The 17,177-nt window shown below is 70.9% G+C and carries 19 protein-coding genes; 17 read left to right on the top strand and 2 right to left on the bottom strand.

All coding sequences use genetic code 11. The features are described 5' to 3' along the window. Positions 1 to 83 precede the first annotated feature (83 nt). The 6 genes from OVA26_RS11125 (at position 84) to OVA26_RS11100 (ending at position 5,398) form a co-directional block, all read left to right on the top strand. Positions 84 to 407, top strand: coding sequence for a DUF2469 family protein (locus OVA26_RS11125; protein WP_055836674.1), 324 nt, complete (start codon positions 84 to 86; stop codon positions 405 to 407). A 92-nt stretch (positions 408 to 499) separates the two neighbouring features. After that, positions 500 to 862 carry a YraN family protein gene (locus OVA26_RS11120; protein ID WP_056232302.1) on the top strand — a complete coding sequence of 121 codons (363 nt, stop codon included), beginning with the start codon at positions 500 to 502 and terminating at the stop codon, positions 860 to 862. Beyond that, a complete protein-coding gene (locus tag OVA26_RS11115; protein WP_074695095.1) occupies positions 859 to 2,382 on the top strand; it encodes a YifB family Mg chelatase-like AAA ATPase in 1,524 nt (507 codons plus the stop codon). Before OVA26_RS11120 ends, OVA26_RS11115 begins: the two co-directional genes overlap by 4 nt. Further along, on the top strand, positions 2,379 to 3,551 hold the full coding sequence (dprA, locus tag OVA26_RS11110; RefSeq protein WP_268104112.1) for a DNA-processing protein DprA: 1,173 nt from the start codon (positions 2,379 to 2,381) through the stop codon (positions 3,549 to 3,551). Before OVA26_RS11115 ends, dprA begins: the two co-directional genes overlap by 4 nt. Positions 3,552 to 3,614: 63 nt before the next feature. Beyond that, positions 3,615 to 4,610: a tyrosine recombinase XerC gene (locus OVA26_RS11105; protein ID WP_268104111.1), complete on the top strand. Its 996-nt coding sequence runs from the start codon at positions 3,615 to 3,617 to the stop codon at positions 4,608 to 4,610. A gap of 170 nt (positions 4,611 to 4,780) precedes the next feature. Further along, positions 4,781 to 5,398 (top strand): hypothetical protein, encoded by a 618-nt coding sequence (locus tag OVA26_RS11100; protein ID WP_268104110.1) that lies wholly within the window; start codon positions 4,781 to 4,783, stop codon positions 5,396 to 5,398. Positions 5,399 to 5,412: 14 nt separating this feature from the next. Here the strand turns inward: OVA26_RS11100 and OVA26_RS11095 are convergent, their stop codons facing one another. Then, positions 5,413 to 5,916: a murein hydrolase activator EnvC family protein gene (locus OVA26_RS11095; RefSeq protein WP_268104109.1), complete on the bottom strand. Its 504-nt coding sequence runs from the start codon at positions 5,914 to 5,916 to the stop codon at positions 5,413 to 5,415. 314 nt (positions 5,917 to 6,230) lie between these two features. On the opposite strand from OVA26_RS11095, the gene rpsB reads away from it, so the two are divergent. From rpsB to OVA26_RS11050, 9 genes are all read left to right on the top strand, one after another. Next, positions 6,231 to 7,127: a 30S ribosomal protein S2 gene (gene rpsB, locus OVA26_RS11090; protein WP_268104108.1), complete on the top strand. Its 897-nt coding sequence runs from the start codon at positions 6,231 to 6,233 to the stop codon at positions 7,125 to 7,127. A gap of 153 nt (positions 7,128 to 7,280) precedes the next feature. Then, complete coding sequence (tsf, locus tag OVA26_RS11085) at positions 7,281 to 8,108, top strand: translation elongation factor Ts (protein ID WP_056230918.1); 828 nt, start codon at positions 7,281 to 7,283, stop codon at positions 8,106 to 8,108. 144 nt (positions 8,109 to 8,252) lie between these two features. Further along, positions 8,253 to 8,972 (top strand): UMP kinase, encoded by a 720-nt coding sequence (gene pyrH / locus OVA26_RS11080; protein ID WP_056230920.1) that lies wholly within the window; start codon positions 8,253 to 8,255, stop codon positions 8,970 to 8,972. Positions 8,973 to 9,047: 75 nt separating this feature from the next. Further along, positions 9,048 to 9,602, top strand: coding sequence for a ribosome recycling factor (gene frr / locus OVA26_RS11075; protein WP_056230923.1), 555 nt, complete (start codon positions 9,048 to 9,050; stop codon positions 9,600 to 9,602). 5 nt (positions 9,603 to 9,607) lie between these two features. Beyond that, positions 9,608 to 10,660, top strand: coding sequence for a phosphatidate cytidylyltransferase (locus OVA26_RS11070; protein WP_268104107.1), 1,053 nt, complete (start codon positions 9,608 to 9,610; stop codon positions 10,658 to 10,660). Further along, a complete protein-coding gene (locus OVA26_RS11065; RefSeq protein ID WP_268104106.1) occupies positions 10,657 to 11,232 on the top strand; it encodes a DivIVA domain-containing protein in 576 nt (191 codons plus the stop codon). Before OVA26_RS11070 ends, OVA26_RS11065 begins: the two co-directional genes overlap by 4 nt. 49 nt (positions 11,233 to 11,281) lie before the next feature. Further along, a complete protein-coding gene (locus OVA26_RS11060; RefSeq protein ID WP_074695091.1) occupies positions 11,282 to 11,995 on the top strand; it encodes a transglycosylase SLT domain-containing protein in 714 nt (237 codons plus the stop codon). A gap of 9 nt (positions 11,996 to 12,004) precedes the next feature. Then, a complete protein-coding gene (locus OVA26_RS11055) occupies positions 12,005 to 12,292 on the top strand; it encodes a hypothetical protein (protein ID WP_056230930.1) in 288 nt (95 codons plus the stop codon). Then, on the top strand, positions 12,292 to 13,014 hold the full coding sequence (locus tag OVA26_RS11050) for an alpha/beta hydrolase (RefSeq protein WP_268104105.1): 723 nt from the start codon (positions 12,292 to 12,294) through the stop codon (positions 13,012 to 13,014). Before OVA26_RS11055 ends, OVA26_RS11050 begins: the two co-directional genes overlap by 1 nt. 49 nt (positions 13,015 to 13,063) lie before the next feature. Here OVA26_RS11050 and OVA26_RS11045 read toward each other — a convergent pair whose 3' ends face one another. Continuing rightward, positions 13,064 to 14,140 carry an AI-2E family transporter gene (locus OVA26_RS11045; protein ID WP_056232310.1) on the bottom strand — a complete coding sequence of 359 codons (1,077 nt, stop codon included), beginning with the start codon at positions 14,138 to 14,140 and terminating at the stop codon, positions 13,064 to 13,066. Positions 14,141 to 14,310: 170 nt separating this feature from the next. Between OVA26_RS11045 and OVA26_RS11040 the strand changes: the two genes are divergently transcribed. After that, the gene (locus OVA26_RS11040) at positions 14,311 to 16,122 is read left to right on the top strand and encodes a glycosyl transferase (RefSeq protein WP_074695090.1); all 1,812 of its coding nucleotides are present in this window, start codon (positions 14,311 to 14,313) and stop codon (positions 16,120 to 16,122) included. Next, positions 16,119 to 17,069: a tetratricopeptide repeat protein gene (locus tag OVA26_RS11035; RefSeq protein ID WP_074695089.1), complete on the top strand. Its 951-nt coding sequence runs from the start codon at positions 16,119 to 16,121 to the stop codon at positions 17,067 to 17,069. The genes OVA26_RS11040 and OVA26_RS11035 overlap by 4 nt, the downstream gene beginning before the upstream one ends. The last annotated feature ends 108 nt before the right edge of the window (positions 17,070 to 17,177 follow it).

Here is a 17,177-nt window from a genome sequence, read left to right as displayed (position 1 = left end):
CGCTGCGGACACGGCGCCCGAACGCGCCCGGGCGGCTGCACCGTGCGGCCGGGGCGACGGCGCGCGCCTAGGATGGAGAAACCATGGATGACGACGTCTTCGAGGACTACGACCGCGAGCTCGAGCTGGCCCTGTACCGCGAGTACCGCGATGTCGTGCGCCAGTTCACCTACGTGATCGAGACCGAGCGCCGGTTCTATCTCGCGAACGACGTGAACGTCGTGCGGCGCGACACCGAGCACGACTTCTACTTCGAGATCTCGATGACCGACGTGTGGGTGTGGGACATCTACCGCGCCGACCGCTTCGTGAAATCCGTGCGCGTGCTCACCTTCAAGGACGTCAACGTCGAGGAGCTCTCGCGCCACGACTTCCAGTTGCCCGACGAGCTCTCGCTCGACAACTGAGGTCCCTCCCCAGTCGGATCTTCCCGCGGGTTGTCCACCGATAGGTCCCTCCGCTCCGCGCGAGGGGGAGGGTGGATGCCACGCTCTCGGGCATGGCAGCGAAAGACGAGCTCGGCAGAGCAGGCGAAGATCGCGCCGTCGCGTACCTGAGGGACGACGGCTACCGCATTCTCACGCGCAACTGGCGGTGCGATCAGGGCGAGATCGACATCGTCGCCGCGCGCGACGACACTCTCGTCGTGGTCGAGGTGAAGACCCGACGCACCGAGGACTACGGCCACCCCTTCGAGGCCATCGACGCCCGGAAGGCGCAGCGGCTCTGGCGCCTCGCCATGGCGTGGTTGGCGGCCCATCCCGAAGAGGCGAGGGGGCGACGCCTCCGGGTCGACGCGATCGGCCTCGTCGGTCCCGATCCCGCGCGGGCGCGCCTCGAGCACCTCGAGGACGCCTTGTGACCCTCGCGCGGACCTGGGCCGTGGCGTTGTCGGGGCTGCACGGCGATCTCGTCGAGGTTGAGGCCGACGTGTCGTCTCAGACCCCGGAGTTCTCGATCATCGGTCTCGCCGACAAGGCCCTGGGCGAAGCCGGTCGGCGCGTGCGGGGCGCATGCACCAACCGCGGCCTCGACCTGCCCAAGCGTCGGATCACCGTCAACCTGTCGCCCGCGAGCCTGCCGAAGCGCGGATCGGGGTTCGACGTGGCGATCGCCGTGGCCGCCCTCGCGACGTCGGTGCGGATGGATGCCGCCCGCGTCGCGCGGACCGTGCACATCGGCGAACTGGGACTCGACGGACGACTCCGACCCGTTCCCGGGGTCCTGCCGGCGGTCGTGGCAGCGCAGCGCGCCGGTCATCGGCGCGTGGTGGTCCCGGCGGCCAATGCCGCGGAGGCGGGACTCATCGAGGGGATCGAGGTATTCGCCGCCACGTGCCTCGCCGACGTGGTGAGGTGGCACGGCGGTACGAGCGACGCGCCCGACCTCGAGCCGGTCGAGGCGCCCGCCACCCGTGCAGACGACGAGGAGCAGCTCGACCTCGCCGATGTCGTGGGGCAGGGGGACGCCGTGGACGCCCTCGTCGTCGCCGCGGCGGGCGGGCACCACCTGCTCATGAGCGGCCCGCCGGGCGCGGGCAAGACGATGCTGGCGCGCCGGCTCCCCGGCATCCTGCCGCCCCTCGATGACGAGGCGGCCCTCTCGGTCGCGTCGGTGCGCTCCCTGTCCGGCGAGGCGGTGACTCGGTTGTCGCGCACGCCCCCGTTCGAGAGCCCCCACCACGGGGCGACCGCCGCGGCGCTGATCGGGGGAGGCTCCGGCGTGGTGCGTCCGGGTGCCATCGCCCGCGCGAGCGAGGGAGTGCTGTTCCTCGACGAGGGCGGCGAGTTCCCGGCATCCGTTCTCGACGCCCTTCGTCAGCCCCTCGAGAACGGCGTGATCCAGGTGCACCGCTCCGGGGTCTCGGCGACGTACCCCGCGCGATTCCAGCTCGTGGTGGCCACGAACCCCTGCCCGTGCGGCCAATACGGCGTCCCGGGTGGATCGTGCGAGTGCGCTCCGCAGGCGATACGCCGCTACACGCGGCGCCTCTCGGGCCCGCTTCTCGATCGGATCGACATCGACCTGCGGCTGCAGCGCGTGTCCACCGCCCGGCACGAGTGCAGTTCCCGGACGGTGTCCTCGGAACGCGCGCGCGAGATCGTCGCCGCCGCTCGTGCGCACGCCGCTCGACGGTGGGCCCAGACGCCCTGGAGACGCAACGCCGATGTGCCGGGCACGTGGTTGCGCGGCCCGGCCGCCCCGTCGCCCGAGGTCCTGCGTCCGCTCGACACCGCCCTTCGCCGCGGCGCAGTGACCTTGCGCGGATACGACCGCCTGCTCCGTGTGGCGTGGACGGTCGCCGACATCGCCGGACACGAACAGCTCCGGTCCGACGATGTGGGCCGCGCCCTCTACCTGCGCAGAGGTGCGGGCGCATGACGCCCTACGAGGTCGACGAGATCGAGGCCGCACGCGCCCTCCGGGGCCTGCGGGACGACGATGACCATGGGGGTGCCGTGGAGGCGTTCGCGCGGGCGGTGTGGAGTGTGCTGACCGAGCCCGGAGACGGGGTCGCCGGGAAACTCATCGCGGAACACGGACCGGTTCGGGCCCTGAGCGTGGCCACGTCCGCGGGGCGTGAGGATCTCGGGGCGGCGCGCGCCCGGTGGCTGCCCCGGCTCCATCCCGACGCGATCGCGGCAGCGCTCGACGCCGCGCGGCGGTCGGGAACCTCGCTCGTCGTTCCGGGAGACGCCTCGTGGCCCGCCCGCCTCGACGATCTGGGGGAGCACGCGCCGGTCGTCCTCTGGCGCCGCGGAGCCGCCATCGAGGACGATTCCCCCACGGTCGCCCTCGTGGGCGCGCGAGCTTCGACGGCGTACGGGGAGGGGGTCGCGGCGGATCTCGCCGCCGACCTGACGGCGGCCGGGGTGATCGTCGTCTCGGGGGCGGCGTACGGGATCGACGGGGCCGCTCATCGGGCGGCGCTGTCGACGGGCGGACCGACGGTCGCGTTCCTCGCCGGCGGCGTCGATCGGGCGTACCCGCGCGGTCACGAAGGTCTCCTTGCCCGGATCGCGGGAGCCGGCGCGGTCTGGAGCGAGACGCCCTGCGGGACGACGCCCACCAAGTGGCGCTTCCTCGCTCGCAACCGGTTGATCGCCGCAGTCGCGGACGCCGTCGTGGTCGTCGAGGCGGGGTGGCGCAGCGGCTCGCTCAACACCGCCGCGCACGCCGCGAGCCTCGGCCGCGCCCTCGGCGCGGTGCCCGGTCCCGTCACCAGCGCGGCGTCGGCGGGGTGCCACCGTATCCTCCGCGAGTACGGCGGAGTCTGCGTGACGGGCGCTGCCGACGTGCTCGAGATGGTCGGCGCGGGAGGACCCGGCGAGCACGGCGCCACCGATCGCACCGACGACACCACCCGACTGCTCGACGCCCTCTCGGCGCGCTCCGGTCGGTCGACGCGGGAGGTCGCCCGCCGAAGCGGGATGTCGAGCGAGGAGGCCGGGGTGCTCCTCGGCTTCGCGGAGCTCGAGGGGAGGGTCGTCCGCGACAGCGAGGGGCTGTGGACGTCCGCCGGTCGGGGGGACGGGCGATCTCCGCGATGAGGGAAACGCCGTTCGGCGCGCGTCGTCGCGCACGCGCGGCCGGCCTGCGGGCACTCTGGGGGGATGCAGTTGTCGGAGGCCGTCGCGGGATATCTCTCCCACCTGTCCGACGTGCGCCGACTCTCTCCGGCGACGGGGCGGGCCTACCGCGCGGATCTCGCGGACCTGATCCTGTGGGTCGGCGATCGCCCCCTGGGCGAGGTCGGCGTGGAGGATCTGCGCGAATGGCAGTGGCAGTCGGCCAAGTCGGGGCAGTCCAAGGCGACCGCCGCGCGTCGCGCGTCGACGGTACGGGGGCTGTTCGCCTGGGCCGTCGAGGAAGAGCTGGTCGGGGTGGACCCCGCGCGGAGGCTGGTGTCTCCGAAGCGCGGGCGCACCCTCCCCGCCGTCGCGACCACCGACGCGCTCGACGACGTCCTGACCGCGGCGGCCGAGCGCGCGGCGAGTGGCGATGCCGTGGCGCTCCGAGACCACGCCCTCCTGGAGGTGCTCTACGGATCGGGCGCGCGGGTCTCCGAGGTGTGCGGTCTCGACCTCGACGACATCGATCACGATCGACGCACCCTGTTCCTGCGCGGCAAGGGCGGCAAGGACCGCGTCGTGCCGTTCGGAATCCCCGCCGCTCGCGCGCTGCAGGCCTACCTGGTGCGGGCCCGTCCCGTCCTGCAGGCACGCCGGGTCGAGGCATCCGCATCTCTCGCATCCGGGTCGCGCCACGACGCAAGGGGGAGCGGCTCCCGCATTCCCGCCCGCGAAGCCGGGGCTGCGACGCGCCCGCACGAGCGCGCCGTGTTCCTGGGGGCGAAGGGCTCGCGTCTCGGGCCGAGGGCCGTGCACGCCCTCGTGTCGAGAACCGTGGCGCCGAGTGTGGGAGCGGACGTGCTCGGGCCGCACGCTCTGCGGCACTCGGCCGCGACCCATCTGCTCGACGGGGGCGCCGATCTGCGCTCCGTGCAAGAGATCCTCGGCCACGCGAGTCTGGGCACCACGCAGATTTACACCCATGTCTCCGCCGAGCGCCTCCGCGAGGCCTACCGACTCGCGCACCCGCGCGCTTGAGGGGTCGGCGCGGGCGACCCGGGTGGCGCAGCGCCTCGTGCCGAGGAGCCCGTCCTCGGCCAGCGCTCCGGCAGGCCGCGCGGCTCACCTCGCCGTCGGGTTCTCGCCGGGCGGCCCGTGAAGTGTCCCGTATGCGTGCGCACGCGTGCCGGACCCCCTAGCGTGGAACCGTGATCCCCCGCCGCCTGGTGCCCGCCGCGATCGGCGTCGTCGCGCTCGTCGGGGTGCTCAGCGGGTGCAGCCTCGCCCCGGAGCCGGTCGAAACCCGTCTTCCTCCCGGGCTCGTCGCCTCGAGCCCTCCGCCCACGGTCGCCGTGCCCTCGCCCTCCGTCGTCACGACGTCTCCCGCGCCGGTCTCGTCGACGGGCCCGTCGACTCCCGCCGCAGGGTCCGGCACCGACGCCGTCTCGTGCGGCGACGGGGGAAGCCAGACCGTCTCGGGGGCCGAGCAGAGCGTCCGCATCGTCGGAGCGTGCGCCGAGCTCACCGTCTCGGGGTCGGCCCTCACCGTCGACGCCTCGGGGGCCTCGATCGGTACCCTCCGCATCTCCGGCGACCGCGCCCGCATCGACGCCGGGTCGATCGATGCGCTCATCCTGCAGGGCAATGACGGCTCGGTCCGTTCCTCGGGGGCGATCGGCAGCGCCGACCTGAGCGGCGATCGGTCCTCGATCCAGGCGGGCGGTGCGATCTCGGCCGTCACGGTCCGCGGGCAGGACAACGTCGTGAGCGCCACGGGCGGCATCGGCACCCAGACCGTCGAGGGCCGCGGCAACCGGATCGGATGAGCGGGCCCGCCGGGTCACCTCTCGCAGCAGGGCAGCAGCACCGCTCGCGGGACGCCGCCCAGCAGGCGCAGCGGATTCACGTACTCACCGTTCCACCGCACCCCGAAGTGGACGGTCGCGGGGCCGGCGTGCCCACCGGCGGCCACCCGCCCCACCGGTGACGCGCGCGCGACGACCGCACCTACATCCAGGTCGGTGACCACGGGTTCCAGCGTCGTCACGAGGCCGTCGCCGTGGTCGATGGTCACGATGTCGCGCCCGGCTACGGCCCCCACGAAGGCGACGCGGCCGTCCGCGGGGGACCGGACCGAATCTCCCGCGAGATCGAGCCCGCGGTGACCCGGACCGTACATGTGAGCAGGGGCGACGAACGGCCGCACCACCCGGGCCGGAATCGCGGGCCACACCCAGGCGAGGTCGCCGAGCGGGTCGCCGTCGGACGCTTCGGCGGGCGGCGATACGAGGAGCGTCGCCGTCAGAAGGGCGAGAGTGACGAGGCGGGCGGATGCCGGGATCATCAGCGAAGTCTTCTCTCCCCGGGTCCGTGCCGAGCGCGGTGGAGGCGAGACCGGGGAGAGTTCGCGCCCGCACGCGGGTGGGGAGGAGCAGTCCTGTATGCTGGAGGACGCATCTCGCATGTCGGGATGACTCCGCGTGCCCACAGCGCATCGCGCCGCCCTCCGGGGCAGCGCACCGCGCGGCATCCACACCCCCTGGTCCTCCGCTTCGGCGGATGGCGGGTGTGCGCCGGGTACCAGGCTCGTCAGGCGGACCGTCTGGCGCGAACAACCACAACCACGGCGCGAAAGCGCCCAGAAACAGGAGTACGACCATGGCCGTCGTCACCATCCGCCAGCTGCTCGACAGCGGCGTTCACTTCGGACACCAGACCCGCCGGTGGAACCCGAAGGTGAAGCGCTTCATCCTGACCGAGCGCTCGGGTATCCACATCATCGACCTCCAGCAGTCGCTCGGCTACATCGACAAGGCGTACGAGTTCGTCAAGGAGACCGTCGCGCACGGCGGCACCATCCTCTTCGTCGGCACCAAGAAGCAGGCGCAGGAAGTCCTCGCCGAGCAGGCGACCCGCGTGGGCCAGCCCTACGTCAACCAGCGCTGGCTCGGTGGCCTCCTCACCAACTTCCAGACGGTGTCGAAGCGCCTCGCCCGTATGAAGGAGCTCGAGGAGCTCGACTACGAGAACCCGGCCGAGAGCGGCTTCACCAAGAAGGAGCTGCTGCTCAAGAAGCGCGAGCTCGACAAGCTGCACAAGTCGCTCGGTGGTATCCGCAACCTGCAGAAGACCCCCTCGGCGATCTGGGTCGTCGATGCCAAGCGCGAGCACCTCGCGGTCGACGAGGCCAAGAAGCTCGGCATCCCCGTGATCGGCATCCTCGACACGAACGCCGACCCCGACGAGTTCCAGTACCCGATCCCCGGCAACGACGACGCGATCCGCTCGGTGAGCCTGCTCACGCGCATCATCGCCGACGCCGCCGCCGAGGGCCTCATCCAGCGCCACCAGCCCGCCGGTGAAGAAGAGGCCGCCGAGCCCCTCGCCGAGTGGGAGCGCGAGCTGCTCGAGACCCCCGCCGAGTCGACCGACGCCCCCGCGGCCGAGTCGACCGACGGGGCTCCCGCCGCTGAGTCGACCGAGGCTCCGGCCGGCGAGTCGACCGAGGCCGCCGAGACCGAGGCCGCTGACGCCGAGGCCACCGACAGCAAGTAAGCCGCGAGGCGTTCCGTTCTCCTCCGCGTGAACGGCCCGCTACCCGCACAGGCTACGATCCGGCGGGGTCGTGACAGCCCCCTCTTCGGAGGGTGGCGACACGGCCCCGCCGGGCTCACATCTAGAACGCAAACGACAAGGAGACGCCACACCATGGCAAACTTCACGATCGCCGACATCAAGGCGCTGCGCGAGCAGCTCGGCACGGGCATGGTCGACACCAAGAAGGCGCTCGAAGAGGCTGACGGCGACGTCGAGAAGGCCGTCGAGATCCTGCGCCTCAAGGGCGCGAAGGGCAACGCTAAGCGCGCCGACCGTTCGACCAGCGAGGGCCTCGTCGCCGCCCGCGAGAACAACGGTTCCGTCACGCTTCTCGAGCTCGCCTGCGAGACCGACTTCGTCGCCAAGAACGAGCGCTTCATCGCTCTGGCCGACAAGGTCGTCGACGCAGCCGCCGCCGCCGGTGCCGACTCGGTCGAGGCCGCCCTGGCCGCTGACGCCGACGGCAAGACCGTCGAGCAGCTCATCTCGGACGAGGCCGCGATCATCGGCGAGAAGGTCGAGCTCCGTCGCGTGCGCACCATCTCGGGCGACAAGTTCGAGGTCTACCTGCACAAGACCAGCAAGGACCTGCCCCCGCAGGTCGGCGTCGTCCTCGCCTACTCGGGCGATGACGCCGAGACCGCTCGCTCGATCGCGCAGCACATCTCGTTCGCCAACCCCTCGTACCTCACCCGCGACGCCGTCCCCGAGGCCGACGTCGAGAAGGAGCGCGAGATCGTCACCGAGATCTCCCGCAACGAGGGCAAGCCCGAGGCTGCGCTGCCGAAGATCGTGGAGGGCCGCGTGAACGCGTTCTTCAAGCAGGTCTCGCTGCTCGACCAGGACTACGCGAAGGACAACAAGCTGTCCGTCGCCAAGGTCGCGTCCGACGCCGGTCTCACGCTGACCGACTTCGCCCGCTTCAAGGTCGGCGCGTAACCCTTCGACAGGCTCAGGGCCCGTCATGAGGCCCGGGATGCCACGGCATCCCGGGCCTTTTCCCTGCCCGCGTCCCATATCGGTTCCTGCGTATCGGTCGCGGGTGCGGGGGGATAGTTTGTTCAAGACGAGAGGACATCACACGTGATCGATGAAGCCACCAAGCGCCGCCGAGTTCTGCTGAAGCTGTCGGGGGAGGCGTTCGGCGGGGGCCAACTGGGCGTGAATCCCGACGTCGTGGGCCAGATCGCCCGTGAGATCGCCGAGGCCGTCGACCGCGTCGACATCGCCATCGTCGTCGGCGGGGGCAACTTCTTCCGCGGCGCCGAGCTCAGCCAGCGCGGCATGGACCGCGGGCGGGCCGACTACATGGGAATGCTCGGCACCGTGATGAACTCCCTCGCGCTGCAGGACTTCCTCGAGCAGGCGGGGGCCGCCACGCGCGTGCAGTCCGCCATCTCGATGACCCAGGTCGCGGAGCCCTACATCCCGCGTCGTGCTGTCCGTCACCTCGAGAAGGGTCGCGTCGTGATCTTCGGCGCCGGCGCCGGACTGCCGTACTTCTCCACCGACACCGTCGCCGCCCAGCGCGCGCTCGAGATCGGAGCGACCGAGGTCCTCGTCGCGAAGAACGGCGTCGACGGGGTCTACACGGCCGACCCGAACGTGGATCCGACGGCCACGAAGCTCGATCACGTCACCTACAACGACGCCCTGCAGAAGGGTCTGAAGGTCGTGGACTCCACGGCGTTCAGCCTCTGCATGGACAACGGAATGGATATGCGCGTGTTCGGCATGGAGCCGGCCGGAAACGTCACCCGGGCCCTTCTCGGCGAGACGATGGGCACCCTCGTCACCGCATGACGCGCCGCGCGGGCCCGGGGAGCCGGGCCCGCGCGCGACTAGACTGAACAGTCAGTCCCAACGAATGGAGTCACCGTGATTTCCGATGTCCTCGCCGATGCCGGAGCGCGTATGGATCGCGCCGTGGAGGCCGCCAAGGAAGACTTCGCGACGGTCCGTACCGGACGCGCGAACCCCCAGATGTTCCAGAAGGTGCTGGTCGACTACTACGGCTCGCCCACCCCGCTGGCTCAGCTCGCCTCGCTGAACAACCCCGAGGCGCGCACTCTCGTCATCAACCCGTACGACAAGTCGGCGCTGAAGGCGATCGAGCAGGCGATCCGCGACATGCCGAACCTCGGGGTGAACCCGACGAACGACGGCAACATCGTCCGCGTCACCATGCCCGAGCTCACGCAGGACCGCCGCAAGGAGTACGTCAAGATCGTGCGCGGCAAGGGCGAGGACGCCAAGGTGCAGGTCCGCAACCTGCGCCGCAAGGCCAAGGACGACCTCGACGCGCTGAAGAGCGACGTCGGCGAGGACGAGCTGGTCCGCGCCGAGAAGGAGCTCGACACCGTCACGCGCACGCACGTCGACCTCATCGACGAGGCGCTCAAGCGCAAAGAGGCTGAGCTCCTCGAGGTCTGACCCCCATGCCCGACGCTCCCGAGATCGGCGACAGCGAGCCGGTCGATCCGTCCGCCTCGCCGCGCCGGGCCGACTCAGCGCGCCGTTCGCCGACCACGGGTGAAGGGGTGACCGCGATCGAGTCGCAGCTGCGCGCGATGCGGTCGGACGCCGATCAGCGGATCGCGCACGCCCGCGCCGAGTTCGACCAGGCGAACGAGCGGATCAAGCAGCGCACGGGGCGCGACCTCATCGTGGCGACCCTGATCGGGGTCGGCATCGGCGTGATCGTCATCGCCTCGCTGATCTTCGTCAAATGGCTGTTCGTCCTGTTCGCGGCCGCCGCGATGGTCCTGGGCGTCCTCGAGTTCTCGCGCGCCCTCCAGGTGGCGGGGCGTCGCGTCGATGTGGTCCCGCAGCTCGTCATGGGGTTCCTGCTCCTGCTGAGCGGGTTCTTCCTGGGCCCGTGGGTGCACTGGATCGCCACCCTCGTCGCCGTCGTCGTCGTGATCGTCTGGCGCCTGACGGCCCAGATGTTCGCGTCCGACGGTCGCGCTCACATCGAGGTGATCGGCGACGTCCTCGTCGCGAGCTTCGTGCAGCTGTACGTGCCCTTCCTGACGAGTGTCGCGATGATCCTCCTCGCGCAGCCCCGCGGGGAGTGGTGGGTGCTCGCGTTCCTCATCCTGGCGGTGGCGGCCGACACCGGCGCGTACGTCTCGGGCTTGACGTTCGGCCGGGGTGGTCGGCATCCGATGGCCCCCCGCATCAGCCCCAAGAAGACCTGGGAGGGCTTCGCGGGAGCGTGCGTCGCGGCGCTCGTGGCGGGCGCGCTCCTGGCCGCCTTCATGCTGCAGGTGCCGTGGTGGGCCGGTCTCATCTTCGGGGCCGTGGTCCTCGCGACGGCGACCGTGGGCGACCTCGGGGAGTCGATGCTCAAGCGGGACCTGGGCATCAAGGACATGAGTTCGTGGCTTCCGGGTCACGGGGGAGTGCTCGACCGCCTCGACTCGATCCTGCCGTCGGCGACCGCCGCCCTGGTGATGTTCTATCTGCTGTCCCCCCTGGGAGTGTCATGACCGAGACGCCGATCCACGACACCGTGGCCGCGATGCCGTTCCCCACGACCTCGGGTCGCACCAAGGGGTACGAGAAGCGCGCGGTCGACGTCTTCCTGGCCCGCGCGCGCGAAGCGTTCGAAGCCGACGAGGTCGGGGCCCTGCGTTCCTCCGAGGTTCGCGCCGCCGCCTTCCCGCTCGTCAAGGGCGGCTACAAGGTGGAGGCCGTGGACGCCGCTCTCGGCCGTGTCGAGGACGCCTTCGCCGCGCGCGAGCGCGAGCACGCCCTCTCGCGTCTCGGCGCCCGCGCGTGGGTCGCCGAGACCCGGGACACGGCGCAGGTGGTGCTCGACCGTCTTCGTCGTCCGCGGGGTTCGCGCTTCGACCGCGTCGGCCTCCTGCGCTACGGCTACCGGGTCGACGAGGTGGACGTGGTCGCCGATCGCGTCGCCCGCTACCTCGCGGCGGGTGATCCGGTGACACCCGATCAGGTGCGCTCGGTCGCGTTCCGCATGCAGCGCGGGGGGTACCGCGAGACCCAGGTCGACGCCGTCCTCGACGCCGTCGTCGAAGTGATGCTCGCGGTCGGATGACCCCGACGCGTGGCATCCGGCCTCGGGCGTCGGTAGAATCGAGTGCACTGTGACTTCTGGTTCGGAACTTTCGCGCGCATCCACGTCCCGTGTCGCCCGCCGGGGCGCCTCGGTCGACGTGGTCCCGCCGTCTCTCCCGCACCGTTCCAGCCCCCGATGGTCGCGTCGTCGCGGTGTGGTCGGCGTCTTCGGGGCTGCGGCCGCGGTCTTGTTCGTCGGTGCATACGTCGGCCCGATGGGCGCCTCGCTGCTGCCGGCTCAGGCCGAGGAGCCGCACACTGTCACCCTGTACGCCGAGGGTCTCGGCGACACGCAGGCCGTGTCGACCTCGGGCGAGAAGCAGGCGCCGCAGCTCGACCGGGCCAGCTACAACGTCTACGTCAAGCCGAAGCCGACGCCCACCCCGACGCCGACGCCGTCCCGCGAGAAGGACTCCGGCTCCGGCTCGTCCTCGGGCAACGCCGGTCCCATGCTCTACACCGGTGGTGGCGCTCCCGCCGAGTGGATGGCCGCTGCCGGCATCTCCGAATCCGACATGGGCTTCGTGGACTACATCGTCAGTCGCGAGAGCGGTTGGAACCCGAACGCGACGAACCGCTCGTCCGGCGCCTGCGGCCTCGTGCAGGCCCTGCCGTGCAGCAAGGTCCCCGGCAACGGCTACGACCCGGTCGACAATCTGCGCTGGGGAACCGGCTACGCCACCGGGCGTTACGGCGGATGGGCCGGCGCCTACGCGTTCTGGTCCGCCAACCACTGGTGGTGAGCGGCATCCATGCCCCGCTCCCGTAAACGGCGCCCGGACTCCTCCCGAGGCGACGAGTCGCTCGATCGTCTGATCGCCGGGTGGAAGCGCACCGAGGTCAAGCGGGGCGGGGAGTGGACGGTGCAGCCCATCTCGGGCCCACAGGCGGTCAAGGACTACCTGTGCCCCGGGTGCGGTCGGACCGTGGAGGCCGGAACCGCTCACGTGGTGGTCTGGCGCGCCGACGGCGTCCTCGGGGACGCAGCCGATCTCGCCGCCCGTCGTCATTGGCACACGCACTGTTGGAGGATCGCCTGATGGAGATTCGCGGACCCGTTCTTCTGCCCGCCCGTCGCGAGGACGTCGAGCTGCGCACGGTCGACGAGCTGACCCTGGTGGGCGAGCTGGCGCTGCCGGCCGATCGCGACCCGGTCGCCAGCCTCGTCACGCTTCACCCCCTGCCCACGGCGGGCGGTTTCATGGACTCGCACATCCTGCGCAAAGCGGCGGGCCGGTTGCCGGCGCTGGCCGACCTCGCGGTGCTGCGTTTCAACACGCGGGGAACGACGTCTCCGCGCGGGACCAGCGACGGGGCATTCGACGGGGGTGCGAACGAGTGCTTCGACGTCGCGGCCGCCGTCGACTTCGTCCGTGAGCGCGGTCTTCCGCGGCCGTGGCTCCTCGGCTGGTCGTTCGGCACCGAGCTGGCGCTGAAGTACGGTCGCGATCACGACATCGAGGGCGTCATCCTGCTCTCGCCCCCGCTGCACCGCGCGACGGCCGAAGAGGTCGCCGCCTGGGCGGGCGACGAGCGCCGCATGGTCGTGCTCGTCCCCGAGTTCGACGACTACCTGCGTCCCGACGAGGCCCGCGAGCGGTTCTCGTCGGTACCGGATGCCACCCTCATCGCGGTCGAGGGCGGCAAGCACCTGTGGGTCGGCGAGACGCAGACCCGTCGCGTGCTCACCGAGATCGTCGCGGCGGTCAACCCGGACGCCCTGCCGCTCCCGGTGGAGTGGGACGGCGAGATCGCGGGCTGAACCCGCGCGCCGGTGCTCCGGCGTCGATGCCGGGTGTCCGCGGACGGGCTCAGCGTTCGTTCTGCCGCGGGATGATGACCTCGCGGTAGATGATGAGGATGCTCGCGGCGACCGGGATGGCGATGAGCGCGCCGAGCAGGTTCAACAGGGCGCCGCCGGCCAAGGCCGAGATCACGACGACGGATCCCGGCACCGAGACCGCGCGGTTCATGATGCGCGGCGAGATCACGTACGCCTCGATCTGCATGTACACGAGGTAGTAGATCGCGGCGGCGAGGATCGCCCACGTGGGGGTGCCGAGGCCCGGGATGAGGCACGTCAGCACGATGATCGTCGACCCCGTGAGGGTGCCCACCAGGGGGATGAGCGAGAAGAAGAAGGCGATGACCGCCAGCACGGCCGGGAACGGCGCGTTGATGATCGACAGGAAGATGGCGCTCAGGACGCCGTTGATGACTCCGAGACTGACCTGCCCCATAACGTAGTAGCCCACGGAGTCGGTGATCTTCTCGGCCAGCTCGATGAATCGGGCGCGCTTCGAGGCCGGGACCAGCTGGTAGACGGCCGACTTCAGCGAGGGAGTGGATGCCGTGAAGTAGATCGTGAGGATCAGCACGATGAACGCGCCGCCCAGGCCGGCCGCGACGGCGCCGCCGATGGTGAGGAGGCTGTTGCCGATCATCGTGGAGATGCTGCCGACGTCGAGCGTGGAGAACCAGTGCTGGATCCCCGCCCACACCTCGTCGATCTTCAGCCAGGGGAGGGTCTGCGACACCCAGGCCTGCACGTCGGTGACGATCTCGTTCCACCGACCGGGCTGCAGCAGCTGCTCGATCTGGGACACCAGCTGGGCGATCTGGCTCACGATGATCGGGACGACCATGAAGATGATCCCGGCGAAGACGCCGAGCACCGCCAGGATCGTCACCAGCACCGCCGCCCAGCGGGGGAGACCTCGACGCTCGAGGAACGACACGACGGGGTCGAGGCCGAGAGACAGGAACAACGCCGTGCCCACGTACAACAGGATCGTCGACAGGTTCTGGACGCTGCCGATGAGCAGCAGGCCGACTCCGACGCCGAGCGTGGCGAGCAGAGCCACCCGGAAGGGATTGTGAATCTTCATGCCGAACGACTCCCGCATCAGCCGGGCTGACGTGCCCGTGTCGTCAGGATACTGAGCGGATGGCCCGACCGAGCGCGCGACGGGCCTCGCCGAGAACTTTCAGGCGCCCTCGGATAGTCTGAAATGTCGATTCGGTGGCGCCCGAGCCACCGGTGGGGATGGTGTGAAGCGTGAGATTCGTCTGGGCCGTGGTGGCATTCGTCATCGCTGCCGCCATGATCGGTGCCGGTATCGCCCAAAGGACCGTGTTCCACGGCCCTTCGGAGACCTCGGCCAACGTGCAGACCGACGGCTCGACGGCGTTCACGCTGATCGACGGCGCAGTGCTGACGAGCGTCCCCGGGGCGCAGACCCTGCGCGTCCAAGGCGATGGGGCGGTGTTCGTCTCGTACGGACGCACCGCCGACGTCACCGCGTGGCTCGCCGACGTCCCCTACACCGCGGTGACCCTCGACGGCGCCGGCACCGTCCAGACCTCCGAGGTCGCGCCGACGGTCACCCCCGCCTCGGGCGCCGCGACCACCGGACGATCGCCCGTGGACTCCGACCTCTGGCTCGACGAGTTCGAACAGACCGGATCGCTGTCGACCACTCTGCAGCTCCCGTCCGACATGAGCGTGCTCGTCGCCTCCGACGGAACGGCCCCCGCCCCCTCGACCGTCAGCCTCACCTGGCCGATCGACGACTCCACGCCGTGGGCCGGTCCGCTCATCGTCGGCGGCGGGATCGTCCTTCTGGCCGGTCTGGTGCTCTACCTGCTCGGCATCCGCCATGTCCGTCGTCAGCGTCGTCCGCGCCGCAAGGGGCTGCCCCTTCCGGTCACCGAGCCGATTTCGACGGTCGACGCGGATGCCGAGAGCAAAGGCGTCGTGAGCCAGAGCCCCGGTCGCCGCGGAGGGTCGCGAGTCCGCGGGGCCCTGCGCGGTCGCCGCGCTCTGGTCGCCATCCCCGCGCTGGGCGTGTCGATCGCTCTGCTGGCGGGATGCTCGGCTGACGCGTGGCCGCAGCTCGCGGCGACCGAGTCGCCGAGCCCCACTCCGACGGTGATCGTCCCGGAGGGGCAGTTCCCGCCGGCGGTCACCGAGGCGCAGGCGCAGCGCATTGTGGCGAAGGTCTCGTCGACCGTCGCGCAGGCCGATGCCTCGCTCGACGGGAACGTCGTCGCCGAGCGGCTGTCGGGCCCGGCTCTCGCGGAGCGGCAGACCAACTACAAGCTGCGCGCCGCGATCCCCGACCGACCCGCCCTGCCCGCGATCCCGGCGGAGCCCGTGCAGATCGTGCTGCCGCAGACCACGGGAACGTGGCCGCGCACCCTCATGACGGTGGTGGAGTCGGCGGATGCCGCGACCCCCACGACCACGATCATGATGATGACGCAGCAGACGCCGTGGGAGGAGTACAAGGCCTCGTACGTCGGCAACCTCGAGGCCTCGACGAACCTTCCCGAGCTCGCGGCGCCCTACGTCGGTGCCACGCAGGTTCCGCCGGACTCGTCCTTCCTCGTCATGGCGCCCGAGAAGGTGGCCGCCGCCTACGCGGATGTCATCAACAACGGCCAGAACAGCGCCTCGTTCGCGAAGTTCGACACGGCGAACGACCTGCTGCTCTCGGCGATCCAGGACAACAAGACCAAGCGCACCGACGAACTCAACCAGACCGGTGCGGGAACGGCGGAGATCAGCTTCTCGGCCTCCGCGGGAGCCGCGACCCCCATCGCGCTGGCGACGCTCGACACCGGTGCGATCGTCGCGGTCAACGTGTACGAGAGCGACACCGCGAAGCCCACCAACAAGGACGCCGTGATCAAGCTGGACAACAATCCGGCGGTCAAGGCCCTGACCGGTGTCGACCAGTCGGCGACAGGCTTCACCACGACATACTCCGACCAGGTGTTCTTCTACGTGCCCAGCCAGGGCTCCGACGATCAGATCCGCCTGCTCGGCTACCGATCCAGCCTCCTCGAAGCGAAGGTGTCCCCGTGAGCACTCCCGCCCCCGGTTCCGTGATGCGCGGTGCCGTCGACCTCTCGTCGTTGCGCAACCGTCCCCAGCCGCCGGCGGCACCCGCCTCCGGCGCCCCCGCGACGCCCCCGCGCCCCGCCGGCGCGCCGCCCCTGGTCTTCGACGTGACCGATGAGACGTTCGGTGAGGTCCTCGAGCTCTCGCGCACGGTGCCGGTCGTCATCGATCTGTGGGCCGAGTGGTGCGGGCCGTGCAAGCAGCTGAGCCCCGTGCTCGAGAAGGTGGTCACCGAGCTCGCCGGCCGCCTGGTGCTCGCCAAGGTCGACGTCGACGCGAACCCGCAGCTCGCGCAGGGCTTCCGCGCGCAGTCGATCCCCATGGTGCTCGCGCTCGTGGCGGGTCAGCCGGTGCCCCTGTTCACCGGAGCCGTCCCTGAGCAGCAGGTGCGCGACGTGTTCGCCCAGCTTCTGCAGCTCGCCGCTCAGCACGGCGTAACCGGTACCGTCCCGGTCGAGGGCGCGCCCTCCGCCGATGCCCCCGCCGCGGAGCCCGAGCTGCCCCCGCTGCACGCAGAGGCGTTCGCCGCGATCGAAGAGGGCGACTACGCCCGCGCCATCACCGCCTACGAGAAGGCCCTCGCAGAGAACCCGCGCGACGCCGACGCGCGCGCCGGTCTCGGACAGGTGCGTCTGCTGGACCGCGTCCAGGACGCCGACCTCCAGGCGGCCCGTGCCGCGGCGGCCGCCGACCCGACGGGGCTCGAGGCACAGTTCCTCGTCGCGGATCTCGACGTCGTGGGCGGGCATGTCGACGACGCCTTCGGCCGTCTGCTCGACCTCTTCGCCGCGCTTCCCGGGGATGAGCGCGCCCCGGTGCGCGAGCGTCTGCTCGAGCTCTTCGGCCTCGTCGGCGACGAGGACGCGCGGGTGATCCGCGCCCGCTCGCGACTGGCCTCGTTGCTCTTCTGAGCCCGGACATCGCACGGCCCCGTCCTCCCAAGGGGGGACGGGGCCGTCGTCGTTTGCGCGTGTGTCAGACCCGTGGATCCGGCGCGGATCACCCCGCGCAGGGGCCGA

This window comes from Microbacterium sp. SL62, from assembly GCF_026672635.1.
In the GTDB taxonomy this organism is placed as follows: Bacteria; Actinomycetota; Actinomycetes; order Actinomycetales; family Microbacteriaceae; genus Microbacterium; species Microbacterium testaceum_A.
Note: the sequence above shows the minus strand (reverse complement) of the source record. Positions and strands in the feature narration are given on the sequence as shown.

What these genes read in the sequence shown, in the direction of transcription:
- OVA26_RS11055 (WP_056230930.1), top strand. Translation starts at nt 12,005, where the DNA reads ATGCCCCGCTCCCGTAAACGGCGCCCGGACTCCTCCCGAGGCGACGAG.
- OVA26_RS11105 (WP_268104111.1), top strand. Translation starts at nt 3,615, where the DNA reads ATGCAGTTGTCGGAGGCCGTCGCGGGATATCTCTCCCACCTGTCCGAC.
- OVA26_RS11065 (WP_268104106.1), top strand. Translation starts at nt 10,657, where the DNA reads ATGACCGAGACGCCGATCCACGACACCGTGGCCGCGATGCCGTTCCCC.
- dprA (WP_268104112.1), top strand. Translation starts at nt 2,379, where the DNA reads ATGACGCCCTACGAGGTCGACGAGATCGAGGCCGCACGCGCCCTCCGG.
- tsf (WP_056230918.1), top strand. Translation starts at nt 7,281, where the DNA reads ATGGCAAACTTCACGATCGCCGACATCAAGGCGCTGCGCGAGCAGCTC.
- OVA26_RS11050 (WP_268104105.1), top strand. Translation starts at nt 12,292, where the DNA reads ATGGAGATTCGCGGACCCGTTCTTCTGCCCGCCCGTCGCGAGGACGTC.
- rpsB (WP_268104108.1), top strand. Translation starts at nt 6,231, where the DNA reads ATGGCCGTCGTCACCATCCGCCAGCTGCTCGACAGCGGCGTTCACTTC.
- OVA26_RS11120 (WP_056232302.1), top strand. Translation starts at nt 500, where the DNA reads ATGGCAGCGAAAGACGAGCTCGGCAGAGCAGGCGAAGATCGCGCCGTC.
- OVA26_RS11070 (WP_268104107.1), top strand. Translation starts at nt 9,608, where the DNA reads ATGCCCGACGCTCCCGAGATCGGCGACAGCGAGCCGGTCGATCCGTCC.
- OVA26_RS11095 (WP_268104109.1), bottom strand. Translation starts at nt 5,916, where the DNA reads ATGATCCCGGCATCCGCCCGCCTCGTCACTCTCGCCCTTCTGACGGCG.
- OVA26_RS11125 (WP_055836674.1), top strand. Translation starts at nt 84, where the DNA reads ATGGATGACGACGTCTTCGAGGACTACGACCGCGAGCTCGAGCTGGCC.
- OVA26_RS11045 (WP_056232310.1), bottom strand. Translation starts at nt 14,140, where the DNA reads ATGAAGATTCACAATCCCTTCCGGGTGGCTCTGCTCGCCACGCTCGGC.